This is a genomic window from Frigoribacterium sp. CF331 (assembly GCF_057787905.1).
Window position 1 is genome coordinate 1496456 of sequence record NZ_CM173545.1, and the last position, 13508, is coordinate 1509963.

Consider the following 13508-nt stretch of genomic DNA (forward strand, 5'->3'; position numbering starts at 1 on the left):
GGACGGGCCAGCAACTCTGGCTCCACTGCCTACTCGTTGGAGGAACGTTCATGGCCCTGTCACGCAAGCAGAAGAAAGAACTCAAGAAGTTCAAGAAGCACGCTGCGGCGGTGTGGGGTGAGCAGCGCGGCGTGATCGACCACGCGGGCAAGGTGATCGGCGGTTACCGCGACGACGCCGTGAAGATCGCCAACAAGAAGGTCGTCCCCCAGATCAAGAGCGCGGTGGACTCGAACGTCCGACCCGTGGTCTCACAGGGGCTGTCGACGGGTTCGCACTACGCCTCGGTCGCGCAGGACCGCCTGAAGCACGACGTCTACCCCGCGTTCTCGTCGGCGCTCGGCAACCTCGACCTCGCGAACGACCCCCGGGTCAAGAAGGCCGTCAAGAACGCGAAGAAGCAGGGCAGGAAGGCCGCGTCGAAGTACGTCCCCCACCAGCAGAAGTCGGGCCCCGGCGTGGGTGGCATCCTGCTGATCGGCGTGGGCGTCGTCGCCCTCGGCGCCCTCGTCTTCGCGGCCGTGCAGACGCTCCGTGCCGACGACGAGCTCTGGGTCGCCGACGACGACGCCGACACCAAGGCCTAGTCACCCGCACCCGTTCGCAGGGCCCGCCTCCACCCGAGGCGGGCCCTTCGTCGTCCCCGACCCCCCGACCGACGCGCCCGTCGACCCCGACCTCGACCTCGACCTCGACCTCGACCTCGACCGAGCGTCGCACACCCGTCGGCGAAGCCGACACGGGCCCGGAGGGCCCCCAGACCAGCACGCCGCCCCTGCGCCGCAGGGGCGGCGGCGCAGAACGGGCACAGAACGAGAATCGCCCCCGCAAGCTGACGAAGTCAGCGAACAGGGGCGATGCGATCGAGTGGAGCCTGGGAGAATCGAACTCCCGACATCCTGCTTGCAAAGCAGGCGCTCTACCAACTGAGCTAAGGCCCCGACCCCCCGGTCGCCGGGGGAACGAGCACGATCCGGCCCTCGCCGTCGGCACGAGCCGAGGTGAAGACGGGACCGGTACTGCGTGGGGCTAATAGGACTTGAACCTATGACCTCTTCGTTATCAGCGAAGCGCTCTAACCGCCTGAGCTATAGCCCCCGGACCGTCGTAAAGCCTACAGCACCACGACGGCGAACTCGAATCGGCGGGTCGCGCCGGCTCGAGCGGATGGATCAGTTGTTGGTGAAACCGACGAGCAGGCCGCCGGTGATGCGGACGCTCAGGTTGTAGAGGACGGCGATGATGGCCCCGAGGACCGTGCCGACGACGACGTTGAGGATGGCGACGACGATCGAGAAGAGCATGATCTGGCCGACGTTGAACGTGTCCTGGATGGAGAAGTTCGAGTCGCCGAGGATGTCGCGGAGCAGGGCGTCGAGGTCGTCGAAGATGCCGGTCTGGTTCAGGATGGCCCAGATGAGGAAGGTGGCGACGACGGTGATGATGCCGATCGCGACCGAGATCAGGAAGGCCAGCTTCACGACCGACCAGAAGTCGATGTAGACGAGCTTCAGGCGGACCTGCTTGGTGCCGGACGGTCGTTTCGCCTTCTTCTGCAGTCTCTCGGCGACACTACTCATTGTTCGTTTCCTCTCCGGCGGTTCCGGTGGCCTCGTCGTCGGTCGACTCGGCGTCGACCGACGTGACGTCGGTCGTGGGGATCTCGTTGTCGGCGTCGTCGGACTCGACGGCCTCGACAGACACTAGGGCCTCGGCCACGGCGTCCGCACTCTCGTCGACCTCGGCCGCGAGGTTGCGTTCGCTGTTGCGGGCCACGGCGATGATGCGGTCGTCGCTCGCGAAGCGGGCGAAGACGACGCCCATCGTGTCGCGGCCCTTGGCGGGCACCTCGGAGACGGCCGACCGGACCACCTTGCCTCCGGACAGGACCACGAGCACCTCGTCGTCCTCGCCGACGATCAGGGCGCCGGCGAGGTCGCCCCGCGCCTCCGCGAGCTTCGCGACCTTGATGCCGAGGCCGCCGCGGTTCTGGACGCGGTACTGGTCGGCGGCCGTGCGCTTGGCGTAGCCGCCCTCGGTGACGACGAACACGTAGCCCTCTTCTCCGACGACGGAGGCGCTGAGCAGCGTGTCGTCGTCGCGGAAGGTCATGCCCTTGACGCCGGAGGTCGACCGCCCCATGGGACGCAGCGAGTCGTTCGTGGCCGTGAAGCGCAGGGACATGCCGTGTCGCGAGACGAGCAGCAGGTCGTCGTGCTCGTCGACGAGCAGGGCCGAGACGAGCTCGTCGTCGTCACGCAGGTTGATGGCGATGATGCCGCCGGTGCGGTTCGTGTCGTACTCGGTGAGCGCCGTCTTCTTGATCAGGCCGTCGCGGGTGGCGAGCACCAGGTAGTCGGCGACCTCGTAGTCGCGGATGTCGAGCACCTGCGAGATCTGCTCGTCGGGCTGCAGGGCGAGCAGGTTGGCGACGTGCTGCCCCTTGGCGTCGCGACCGGCCTCTTGCAGCTCGTACGTCTTGGCGCGGTAGACGCGACCCTTGTTCGTGAGGAACAACAGCCAGTGGTGCGTCGTCGTGACGAAGAAGTGGTCGACGACGTCGTCCGCGCGCAGCTGGGCTCCGCGGACGCCCTTGCCCCCGCGGTGCTGGCTGCGGTAGTTGTCGCTCCGCGTGCGCTTGACGTACCCGCCGCGCGTGATGGTGACGACCATCTCTTCTTCGGGGATGAGGTCCTCGACGCTCATGTCACCGTCGAAGCCGAACATGATCTCGGTGCGACGGTCGTCGCCGAACTTGTCGGTGATCTCGGCGAGCTCGTCGCTGACGATGGTGCGCTGCCGCTCGGGCTTGGCGAGGATGTCCTGGTAGTCGGCGATCTCGCGCTCGAGCTTGTCGGCGTCGTCCTGGATCTTCTGGCGCTCGAGGGCGGCCAGGCGACGCAGCTGCAGGTTGAGGATGGCCGAGGCCTGGATCTCGTCGACGTCGAGCAGGTCCATGAGGCCCGCGCGCGCCTCCTCGACGGTCGGCGACCGTCGGATGAGCGCGATGACCTCGTCGAGGGCGTCGAGCGCCTTGAGGTAGCCGCGCAGGATGTGCGCGTCGGCTTCGGCCTTCTTCAGGCGGAACCGCGTGCGTCGGACGATGACGTCGATCTGGTGGTCGACCCAGGCCGAGATGAAGCCGTCGAGGGCGAGGGTGCGCGGCACGCCGTCGACGATGGCGAGCATGTTCGCGCCGAAGTTCTCCTGCAGGCTGGTGTGCTTGTAGAGGTTGTTGAGCACGACCTTCGCGACGGCGTCGCGCTTGAGCACGATGACGAGCCGCTGACCGGTGCGGCCCGAGGTCTCGTCACGGATGTCGGCGATGCCGCCGATGCGTCCGTCCTTCACGAGCTCGGCGATCTTGATCGCGAGGTTGTCGGGGTTGACCTGGTACGGCAGCTCGGTCACGACGAGGCAGGTGCGGCCCTGGATCTCTTCGACGGCCACGACCGCACGCATGGTGATCGAGCCACGACCGGTGCGGTAGGCGTCCTGGATGCCCCGCACACCGAGGATCTGCGCGCCGGTCGGGAAGTCCGGGCCCTTGACGCGCTGCATGAGCGCCTCGAGCAGCTCTTCGCGGGTGGCCGTGGGGTTCTCGAGGTACCACTGGGCTCCCGAGGCCACCTCGCGGAGGTTGTGCGGGGGGATGTTCGTCGCCATGCCCACGGCGATGCCGACCGAACCGTTGACGAGCAGGTTCGGGAACCGGCTGGGCAGGATGGCGGGTTCGCGCGTGCGACCGTCGTAGTTGTCCTGGAAGTCGACGGTGTCCTCGTCGATGTCGCGCACCATCTCGAGCGCGAGCGGGGCCATCTTCGTCTCGGTGTACCGGGGGGCGGCGGCGCCGTCGTTGCCGGGCGAGCCGAAGTTGCCCTGACCGAGCGCGAGCGGGTAGCGGAGGCTCCACGGCTGGACGAGCCGGACGAGGGCGTCGTAGATCGCCGTGTCACCGTGCGGGTGGAACTGCCCCATGACGTCGCCGACGACGCGCGAGCACTTCGAGAACGCACGGTCGGGGCGGTAGCCGCCGTCGTACATGGCGTAGATCACGCGGCGGTGCACGGGCTTGAGGCCGTCGCGCACCTCGGGCAGGGCCCGCCCGACGATGACGCTCATCGCGTAGTCGAGGTACGACCGCTGCATCTCGAGCTGCAGGTCGACCTGCTCGATGCTGTCGCGCTTCGGCGCCGCGGCGAAGGTCTGGGCCCCCTCGGCGTCGGTGCCCTCGGGGGTGTCTGTCGGCTCGTCGGCCATGATTCTCCGTTTGTCGTGGTCTGCCCCGTGGTGCTCGTCGGGGCGCGGGCGTGCTCCGGATCAGCCGGAGGCGCGCATCAGATGTCGAGGAAGCGGACGTCTTTCGCGTTCTGCTGGATGAAGTTGCGGCGCGACTCGACGTTCTCGCCCATCAGCGTGTCGAAGATGGTGTCGGCGGCCACGGCGTCCTCGAGGGTCACCTGCAGCAGCGTGCGGGTGTCGGGGTCCATGGTGGTCTCCCACAGCTCTTTGTAATCCATCTCGCCGAGGCCCTTGTAGCGCTGGATCGCGTTCTCCTTCGGGATGCGCTTGCCGGCCGCACGACCCGAGACGAGCACCGCGTCGCGCTCGGCGTCGCTGTAGACGTACTCGTGGGCGGCGTTGCTCCACTTGAGCTTGTAGAGCGGCGGCTGGGCGAGGTAGACGTAGCCGAGGTCGATCAGCGGACGCATGTACCGGAACAGCAGGGTCAGCAGCAGCGTGGTGATGTGCTGGCCGTCGACGTCGGCGTCGGCCATCAGGACGATCTTGTGGTACCTCGCCTTGTCGGGGTCGAAGTCTTCTCCGATGTCGGCGCCGAAGGCCTTGATCATGGCCTGCACCTCGTTGTTGCCGAGGGCGCGGTCGAGGCGGGCCTTCTCGACGTTGAGGATCTTGCCCCGCAACGGCAGGATCGCCTGCGTCTCGGGGTTGCGGCCCTGGACGGCCGAACCACCGGCCGAGTCGCCCTCGACGATGAAGATCTCGCTGCGCGAGGGGTCCTTGCTCTGGCAGTCCTTGAGCTTGCCGGGCATGCCGTTCGACTCGAGCACGCCCTTGCGGCGGGTCTGCTCGCGCGCCTTGCGGGCGGCCAGGCGGGCCTGCGAGGCCAGGATGCCCTTGCGGACGATCTCGGCGGCCTGCTTCGGGTTGCGGTCGAACCAGTCGTTGAGCTGCGAGCCGGCGACCTTCTGCACGAACGACTTGGCCTCGGTGTTGCCGAGCTTGGTCTTGGTCTGACCCTCGAACTGCGGCTCGCCGAGCTTGATCGAGATGACGGCGGTCAGGCCCTCGCGGACGTCGTCGCCCGAGAGGTTGTCGTCCTTCTCCTTCAGCAGGTTCTTCTCGCGCGCGTAGCGGTTGATCAGCGTGGTGAGCGCGGCACGGAAGCCCTCTTCGTGGGTGCCGCCCTCGTGCGTGTTGATCGTGTTCGCGTAGGTGTGCACGCTCTCTTGGTACGAGGTGTTCCACTGCATGGCGACCTCGAGCGAGATCTTCTTCTCGGTGTCTTCCTGCTCGAAGGCGATGATGTCGTCGTGGACCGTCTCGACCTTCTTGGTCGTGTTGAGGTACTCGACGTAGTCGACGAGGCCCTTCTCGTAGTGGAAGACGTCGTGGCGGGGCTCGGCGTCGTCCTCTTGCACGCGCTCGTCGCTGAGCTCGATGCGCAGGCCCTTGTTGAGGAACGCCATCTGCTGGAAGCGGGTGCGGAGCGTCTCGTAGTCGAACTCGACGGTCTCGAAGATCTCGGCGTTGGGCCAGAAGGTGATCGTCGTGCCCGTGGTGTCGTCGTCCTCGCCCTTGGCCAGCGGTGCCACCGGCACGCCGTCCGTGAAGCTCTGGCGGTACACGGCGCCCTGTCGGCGGACCTCGACGTCGAGCTCGCTCGAGAGCGCGTTGACCACCGAGCTGCCGACGCCGTGCAGACCACCCGACACGGCGTAGCCGCCGCCGCCGAACTTGCCACCGGCGTGCAGGACGGTCAGGACGACCTCGACGGTCGACCGGCCCTCGATCGGGTGCACGTCGACGGGGATGCCCCGGCCGTTGTCGACGACGCGCACGCCGCCGTCCTCGCGCATCGTGATCTCGATGTGGTCGCAGTGGCCGGCGAGTGCCTCGTCGACCGAGTTGTCGACGATCTCGTAGACGAGGTGGTGGAGGCCACGGGGGCCGGTGGAGCCGATGTACATGCCGGGACGCTTGCGGACGGCCTCGAGACCCTCGAGGACCTGGATCGCACTGGCGCCGTAGGTGTCGTCGGGCTGGGCGTCGGTGGGATCAGCTGACATGTGCGTGGGGGCTCCTGCCGGACGGGACGAGTGTGCGCCGACCGGTCGCGACCGCTCTCTCAGCGGCCTTCGGACGACCTTCCGAGTCTACCGCAGGCCCGTCCGTCACGGGGCGAAATCCGCCCTCAGACGGATTTTCCCACCGCACTTGGACGATTCACCCCGGTCAACCGTAAGTATCGCGAGGGCCCCGCCCTGGAACCGATCTGGGGCCGCGTTTCCAGGTCGGGGCGTTGGGTGCCAAGAATCGCACCGACTGGATGCCCGCGTCGGGGTACCTCCGCACGATCGTCGTGGTGACCTGCGTGCGCATCAGTCGAAGCTGCGTCGCCCAGGCCGTCGAGTCGCACTGAACGGTCAACGTGCCGTCGTCGATCGACACCGGATCCGAGTGCGCGGCCAGCTCGGCGCCGACCATGTCGGGCCAGGCGGTCATCAGCTCGGACTGGGCCAGCGGGCTGTTCCAGCCCAGCTCGGTGGTGACGGCCGAGAGCACGTCGGCGATGCCGCGCGGCTCACGCCCCGTGCCGAAGGGCTGGCTCGGCGAGCCGAGCTTGATCGACTTGCGCTTCCGGGCGTCGCGCGAGCGCGAGGTGGGATCGCCGAACACGCGCCGGAACCTCAGGTAGACCCGCTGGGCCTCGCTGTCGGGCTGCGCCTCGGGCGCGGGTGGCGTGGACGCCGGAGGCTGCGGTGCGTCGTCGACGCTCACCGCGCCTCCTCGGTGTCGGCCCCGGTCGGCGGCTCGCCGTCACCGGCCGCGGCGCCGGCGGCGCCCGCCTCGTCGACGATCGTGCCCCGGGCGATGCGGACGGTGTGGGCCTTGAGACGAGGGGGCACGTCGCCCTCGACCGCGGCCGTGATGAGCACCTGCTCGTAGTCGGCCACGGCGTCCGCGAGGCGTTCGCGGCGGGATCCGTCGAGTTCGGCGAAGACGTCGTCGAGGACGATGACCGGGTCGCCCGTCGGCGAGTCGACCCGGACGACCGCGGCGGAGGCCAGCTTGAGGGCGAGGGCGAACGACCACGACTCGCCGTGGCTGGCGTACCCGCGGGCCGGCAGGCCGTTGAGCGAGAGGAAGAGGTCGTCGCGGTGCGGACCGACGAGGGTCAGCCCACGGTCGAGCTCGGTCGGTCGGACGCGGGCGAGGGCCTGGCGGAACACCTCGGGCACGTCCTCGGCGGGGATGGACTCGGTCGGCCCCTCGGCCGCCGTGGTCTCGTCGTCGGGGGTCGCACCCCGGATGCTCAGCACCGTCGACAGCCGCGCGGCGTGGTCCGCCCCGGCCACCGCCGCGTAGGCCCGGGCGACCTCGGGTGCGAGGTCGGCGGTGAGCCGGTCGCGGGCGACGACGAGCTCGCTGCCGAGGGCGACGAGGCGCTCGTCCCAGATGTCGAGGGTGCCGAGCTGGGCGGCCTTGACCCCGGAGGCGCGGGCCGACTTCAAGAGCGTGTTGCGCTGCTTGAGCACCCGCTCGTAGTCCGTCTGGACGCCCGCGAAGCGGGGCGAGCGGGCCACCAGCAGTTCGTCGAGGAACCTCCGTCGGCCGGACGGTTCACCCCGGACGAGCGCGAGGTCCTCGGGGGCGAACAGGACGCTCGTGAAGTAGCGAGGCAGCTCGCGGGGCTTGATCGCCCCCCGGTTGACCTGTGCGCGGTTCGGCGACGACCGGTTGATCTGCACCTCGGCGAGCAGCTCGCGGTCGTCGGCGAGCAACCGTGCCCGGACGACCGCCGAGTCGCGGCCCTGACGGATCAGGGCCGCGTCCGACGAGACCCGGTGGGAGCCGAGGCTCGAGAGGTACCCGAGGGACTCGACCAGGTTGGTCTTGCCCTGGCCGTTGCTGCCGACGAAGAGGTTCGGCCCGCGCGCGAGGCTGACTTCGGCAGACGTGTAGTTGCGGAAGTCGGTCAGGCTGAGATGCAGTACTCGCACGCGGGCCGGTGGAGGCGCTAGGCCTTCTTGACGGCGTGGCCGCCGAACTGGTTGCGGAGGGCGGCGACGGCCTTCATGGTCGGCGACCCCTCGCCCTGGCGCGAGACGAACCGCGCGAAGATCGACGCGCTGATCGCCGGCATCGGGACGGCGTGGTTGATCGCCTCTTCGAGCGTCCAGCGGCCCTCGCCGCTGTCCTCGACGTAGCCCGAGATCTCGGCCAGCTTGGGGTCGGCCTCGAGGGCCAGCACCATGAGCTCGAGCAGCCACGAGCGCACGACGGTGCCGCGCTGCCAGGCCTTGAAGGTGCCCGTGACGTCCTTGATGAGGTCGCTGCGGGCCTCGAGCAGCTCGTAGCCCTCGCCGTAGGCCTGCATGATCGCGTACTCGATGCCGTTGTGGACCATCTTGGCGTAGTGGCCGGCGCCGGTGTCGCCCGCGTGGACGAAGCCCTCTTCGCGGGGGCCCTCGGGGCGGAGCGCGTCGAAGACCGGCTGTGCCATGGAGACGTTCTCGGCCGAACCGCCGACCATGAGGCCGTAACCGTTGTCCTTGCCCCAGACGCCGCCCGAGACGCCGGCGTCGACGTACTTGATGCCCTTGCCGCCGAGCAGCTTCTCGTTGGCGAAGTCGCTGGTGAACTTCGAGTTGCCGCCGTCGATGACGAGGTCGCCCTCGGAGAGCTCCTTCGAGAGCTCTTCGATGACGCCGGCGGTGATGTCGCCCGCGGGCACCATCACCCAGACGATGCGGGGGGCGGGCAAGGTGCTGGCGAGCTCGGCGAGGCTGGCGACGTCGGAGACGGCGGGGTTGGCGTCGTAACCGGTCACCTCGATGCCGCTGTCGCGCAGGCGGGCGCGCATGTTGTTGCCCATTTTGCCGAGACCGACGAGGCCGATGTGCATGAGGATCCTTTGTTCGTGGCGGTGGGGCCCGAGGGCGGCACCGTTGCGTGCAGAGCGCTCTTAGCGCAGGAGGAGGTTGGGCTGCAGCAGGTACTTGTAGCTGTCAGCCCCGGCCTGGTCCTTGGACGACTGACTGGTGATCAGCACGGGACCGGGCTTGTTCGGGTTCTCCGTCTTGGTGAAGGAGATGCGGACGAACTCGGAATGAACCGCTCCGAGTCCGTCGAGGAGGAACTGCGGCTTCAACGAGACCACCGTGTCCTCGCCCGTCAACAACGCATCGATCGACTCTGACGCCTGCGCTTGTTCGCTTCCGATGGCCTCGAGGGTGAGGCCGTCGATCGTGAACGTGAACCTGAGGGCCGCCTCGCGCTCGAGCACGAGCGAGACGCGGCGGACCGACTCGACGAGCTCGGCCGTGTTGATCACGGCGTAGTTCTCGACGGTGTCGGGGAAGAGACGCCTCACCGGGGGGAAGTTGCCCTTGATGAGCAACGAGGTGACGGTCTTGTTGTCGGCCTGGAACGCGATCAGCTCGCGGTCGTCGGATCCGGTGATCGAGACGGCGACGGTGCCGGCGTTGCCGAAGGTCTTGCCGACCTCTTGCAGGGTGCGGGCCGGGACGAGGGCCGTCGTGGTGGTCGTGCTCGCGACGGTGCCCGGGTCGAACTCGATGCCGCGGACGGCGACCCGGTAGCGGTCGGTGGCCACCAGCGAGAGGGCGTTCTCGGTGACCTCGAGCTGCACGCCGGTGATCACCGGGGTGACGTCGTCGCGCGAGGCGGCGACGGCCACCTGCGAGACGGCGAGGGCGAACGAGTCGCCGGGGACGACGCCCGAGCGGTCGCCGACCGTGGGCAGCGTGGGGTACTCCTCGACCGGCATGCTCAGCAGCGAGAAGTTCGCGGATCCGCAACTGACGGCGATGCGGTTCTCGTCCGTCGAGAAGGTGACGGGTGCGTTCGGCAGGCGGCTGGCGATGTCGGCCAGGAGGCGCCCCGACACGAGGATGGTGCCCGGTTCGTCGATCTCGGCCGGGATGCTGGTCTGGGCCGAGACCTCGTAGTCGAAGGACGAGAGCGTGAGGCCGTCGGCGTCCGCCTCGATGAGCACGCCGCTCAGGATCGGCAGGGTGGTGCGTTGCGGCAGCAGCTTGACGGCGAAGGAGACCGCATCGCTGAAGACGTCACGGTTGACCTGGAACTTCACGCGGGGACCCCTATCGACTTCGCACTCGTGGACGGCCGCTCAATACTGGCACAGCATCGGCCTCCGCCCTTCCGGGAGGGCGAAGCCGGGGCCCGAGGGCCTCGGACGATCCACAAGGTTGTCCCTCGATCAATTTCTTGTAACCAGGATTAACAGTCTTAACCGTTGTGCACAGTGTGGATAACCTGTTTAAAACCCCGTGGCTCGGGCGAACTACACGCGTGTGACTTGTGGACGGCGTGTGGAACCGAATGACAAGAACCGTCGGGCTCCCGACCTCGCCTCGAGCGGGATCCCACAGGCGCGACGGATCCCTGAACAGCGTCGAGGCGGTTATCCACGAGTTTCCACAAGTTATCCACACTGTGTGGAACGCGCCTCCCCCAGGCCCTCCAGGAGGCGCGAGGCACCCTCGAGGACGACGAACGGGCGCCGAGACGTGGTCGGCGCCCGGACGGCGGTGTCGTGGCGGACGGGCCGACCTGGCCCGTCGTTCGCTCACTTGTAGCGGGTGTCCTGCTTGATGCGGCTGGTCAGCTCGGTCACCTGGTTGTAGATCGAGCGACGCTCCTTCATGAGTTCGCTGATCTTCTTGTTCGCGTACATGACCGTCGTGTGGTCCCGGTTGCCGAAGAGCTGGCCGATCTTGGGTAGCGAGAGGCTGGTGAGCTCTCGGCAGAGGTACATGGCGATCTGACGGGCCGTGGCGATCGCCTGCGAGCGGGACGACCCGTAGAGGTCGTCGACCGTGAGCTTGAAGTAGTCCGCCGTGTGGTTGATGATGTCCACCGGCGCGATGATGTTGTCCTCGTCGAGCGTGATGAGGTCCTTCAGCACGGTCTGGACGAGGGCGAGGTCGACGGCCGTCCGGTTGAGGCTCGCGAAGGCCGTCACCCTGATCAGGGTGCCCTCGAGCTCGCGGATGTTGCTCGACACCTTCGTGGCGATGAACTCGAGGACCTCGTCGCGGATCTGCAGCTTCTCGCTCTGCGCCTTCTTGCGCAGGATGGCGATGCGCGTCTCGAGGTCGGGAGCCTGCACGTCGGTGATGAGGCCCCACTCGAAGCGCGACCGCATGCGGTCCTCGAAGCCCGTGAGGTGCTTCGGGGGCAGGTCGCTGGTGATGACGAGCTGCTTGTCGTGGTCGTGCAGGGTGTTGAAGGTGTGGAAGAAGGCCTCCTGGGTGCTGTCCTTGCCCTGGAGGAACTGGATGTCGTCGATCAGCAGGATGTCGATCTCGCGGTACCTCTGCTGGAAGAGGCTGGAGCGGTTGTTCGCGATCGAGTTGATGAAGTCGTTCGTGAACTCCTCGCTGCTGACGTAGCGGACGCGGATGCCCGGGTACATCGTCTCGGCGTAGTGGCCGATGGCGTGCAGCAGGTGGGTCTTGCCGAGCCCCGACTCGCCGTAGACGAAGAGCGGGTTGTACGCCTTGGCAGGGGCCTCGGCCACCGCGACCGCGGCCGCGTGGGCGAAGCGGTTCGAGGCACCGATGACGAAGTTGTCGAAGCTGTACTTCGGGTTCAGGCGCGAGTCGTTGCGCTTGCCGCCGGCGGTCGACTCGACCGGGGCCGGGACGAAGGGAGCCTCGATGTAGTGGACCGGCTCGGACTGCTCGACCTGCTGGGTGAGGGTGTCGGGGGTGATGTCGGGGTTGACGGTGATGGCGAAGCTCGAGACCGACGTGTCGCCGAGCCCTGCGATCGACTCGAGCAGGGGCTCACGGATCCGCTGCTCGAGCATGCCGCGCGTCAGGTCGTTGGGCACCTCGAGGTAGAGGGTCCCGCCGAGGACGCCCTTCGGTTCGACCAGGCTGATGAAGCCGTGCAGCTGAGGCGTGATGCGGTCGTCCGTCGTCAGCGTCGCGAGGACGGAACGCCACAGGTCCTGGACCGGGTCGACGGTGTGCGCCACTGGGAGTCTCTTTCTCGCGGTGCGGGCGTCGGACTGGTCCGAGTGCCCCCGCGTGCCGCGTGCGGGTCGCGTTCAGCCGCTGGTGTTCGAAGGGTACGAGTGCGGGAGGAGTTGTCCACAGCTTTCTCCACCGATCGGTTGGCGCCGTTCGGGCCGGGAGTGCTGCGTCTTCCCCGTCGTCACGCGGATGCACCGCGAGAAGTACCCACCTTAGTTCGCCAGGGTGTGGACTCCGCAACAGGAGTTTTCAACAGTGTGGACAAGTGCCTCCGAGGCTGCCGTTTGACCAGGGCTCCGATCACGCGTACTTTTAATCAGTTGATTTCAGCCGCGTTGGCTGTACAAGACTTCTCGGATCGTGGCAACAGGCCTGGTCCGCTTTCCTGGAGGACCCCCATGAGCAAGAGAACGTTCCAGCCGAACAACCGCCGTCGTGCCAAGAAGCACGGCTTCCGTGCCCGCATGCGCACCCGCGCCGGCCGTGCCATCCTCGCGGCCCGCCGTGGCAAGGGCCGCACCGAGCTCTCGGCGTAGCCACCCCCGTGTTGGCCGGGGCCAACCGGATCGTCCGCGCAGACGACTACCGAAACACCGTGCGCCGTGGCCGCAAGTCGGGCACGGCGCACTCGGTCGTCTACGTGCGTCGTCGTGACGACGACCTGATCCGGTTCGGCTTCATCGTGGCCAAGACCGTCGGCAACGCGGTCGTGCGCAACACGGTCCGCCGCCGACTCAAGGGCGTCTGCCACGAGCTGCTGCCGACGCTCCCCCCGGGGGTCGACGTCGTGATCAGGGCCTTGCCAGGCAGCCCCGACGTTGCGTGGTCTACCCTGCTCACGGACATCTCCGAGGTGGTCGGCAGGGGCGTGAGGGCATGACGAGAGCGGCGCAGTTCGTGGGGTTGCTGCCCCGCAACGCGTGCGTGCTCGTCCTCCGCGTCTACCGCGCGGTCGTCTCCCCGATCTACGGCGACGTCTGCCGCTACTACCCGTCGTGTTCGAGGTACGCCCTCGAGGCCATCCAGCTGCACGGCGTCGTGCGCGGCGTGGCGATGGGCAGCTGGCGCATCGCCCGGTGCCACCCCTGGGCAGCGGGGGGCGTCGACGACGTCCCCGAGCCCCGTACACAGAAGTACCGCGTCACGAAGTCCGGCTTCGTGACACCGCGATCCACCGCCGACCTCGTCGGATCCGGCCGGATCGTCGCACAGAGCCACGGAAAGGGCTGACCCGAA

The 13508-nt window shown here is 67.9% G+C and carries 12 protein-coding genes and 2 tRNA genes; 4 read left to right on the plus strand and 10 right to left on the minus strand.

The features are described 5' to 3' along the window. The first annotated feature begins 50 nt into the window (after positions 1 to 50). Positions 51 to 587 carry a hypothetical protein gene (locus tag AC3CCI_RS07010; protein WP_488628529.1) on the plus strand — a complete coding sequence of 179 codons (537 nt, stop codon included), beginning with the start codon at positions 51 to 53 and terminating at the stop codon, positions 585 to 587. Positions 588 to 868: 281 nt separating this feature from the next. Here the strand turns inward: AC3CCI_RS07010 and AC3CCI_RS07015 are convergent. The 10 genes from AC3CCI_RS07015 to dnaA all read right to left on the minus strand — a co-directional run bounded on the left by AC3CCI_RS07015 (position 869) and on the right by dnaA (position 12274). Next, positions 869 to 941, minus strand: a tRNA-Ala gene (locus AC3CCI_RS07015). A gap of 83 nt (positions 942 to 1024) precedes the next feature. Continuing rightward, a tRNA-Ile gene (locus AC3CCI_RS07020) sits at positions 1025 to 1098 on the minus strand. 74 nt (positions 1099 to 1172) lie between these two features. Then, positions 1173 to 1580, minus strand: a complete 408-nt coding sequence (locus AC3CCI_RS07025; RefSeq protein ID WP_354593985.1) for a DUF3566 domain-containing protein — start codon at positions 1578 to 1580, stop codon at positions 1173 to 1175. Next, positions 1573 to 4260 carry a DNA gyrase subunit A gene (gene gyrA, locus AC3CCI_RS07030; protein WP_488628530.1) on the minus strand — a complete coding sequence of 896 codons (2688 nt, stop codon included), beginning with the start codon at positions 4258 to 4260 and terminating at the stop codon, positions 1573 to 1575. Before gyrA ends, AC3CCI_RS07025 begins: the two co-directional genes overlap by 8 nt. 77 nt (positions 4261 to 4337) lie before the next feature. Beyond that, a complete protein-coding gene (gene gyrB, locus AC3CCI_RS07035) occupies positions 4338 to 6311 on the minus strand; it encodes a DNA topoisomerase (ATP-hydrolyzing) subunit B (protein ID WP_354593983.1) in 1974 nt (657 codons plus the stop codon). Positions 6312 to 6477: 166 nt separating this feature from the next. Next, entirely contained in the window at positions 6478 to 7023 is a 546-nt protein-coding gene (locus AC3CCI_RS07040; protein WP_488628531.1) for a DciA family protein, read from the minus strand. Beyond that, positions 7020 to 8246: a DNA replication/repair protein RecF gene (gene recF / locus AC3CCI_RS07045; protein ID WP_488628532.1), complete on the minus strand. Its 1227-nt coding sequence runs from the start codon at positions 8244 to 8246 to the stop codon at positions 7020 to 7022. Before recF ends, AC3CCI_RS07040 begins: the two co-directional genes overlap by 4 nt. Positions 8247 to 8263: 17 nt before the next feature. Beyond that, positions 8264 to 9151, minus strand: a complete 888-nt coding sequence (gene gnd, locus AC3CCI_RS07050; protein ID WP_488628533.1) for a phosphogluconate dehydrogenase (NAD(+)-dependent, decarboxylating) — start codon at positions 9149 to 9151, stop codon at positions 8264 to 8266. A 60-nt stretch (positions 9152 to 9211) separates the two neighbouring features. Further along, a complete protein-coding gene (dnaN, locus tag AC3CCI_RS07055; RefSeq protein WP_488628534.1) occupies positions 9212 to 10360 on the minus strand; it encodes a DNA polymerase III subunit beta in 1149 nt (382 codons plus the stop codon). A gap of 498 nt (positions 10361 to 10858) precedes the next feature. After that, a complete protein-coding gene (dnaA, locus tag AC3CCI_RS07060) occupies positions 10859 to 12274 on the minus strand; it encodes a chromosomal replication initiator protein DnaA (RefSeq protein ID WP_354593978.1) in 1416 nt (471 codons plus the stop codon). 396 nt (positions 12275 to 12670) lie between these two features. On the opposite strand from dnaA, the gene rpmH reads away from it, so the two are divergent. Genes rpmH through yidD form a run of 3 tightly spaced genes read left to right on the plus strand, consistent with a single transcriptional unit; the run spans position 12671 to position 13502 of the window. After that, complete coding sequence (gene rpmH, locus AC3CCI_RS07065) at positions 12671 to 12808, plus strand: 50S ribosomal protein L34 (protein WP_043595303.1); 138 nt, start codon at positions 12671 to 12673, stop codon at positions 12806 to 12808. A gap of 8 nt (positions 12809 to 12816) precedes the next feature. After that, on the plus strand, positions 12817 to 13152 hold the full coding sequence (rnpA, locus tag AC3CCI_RS07070) for a ribonuclease P protein component (protein WP_354593977.1): 336 nt from the start codon (positions 12817 to 12819) through the stop codon (positions 13150 to 13152). After that, entirely contained in the window at positions 13149 to 13502 is a 354-nt protein-coding gene (gene yidD / locus AC3CCI_RS07075; protein ID WP_354593976.1) for a membrane protein insertion efficiency factor YidD, read from the plus strand. Before rnpA ends, yidD begins: the two co-directional genes overlap by 4 nt. The last annotated feature ends 6 nt before the right edge of the window (positions 13503 to 13508 follow it).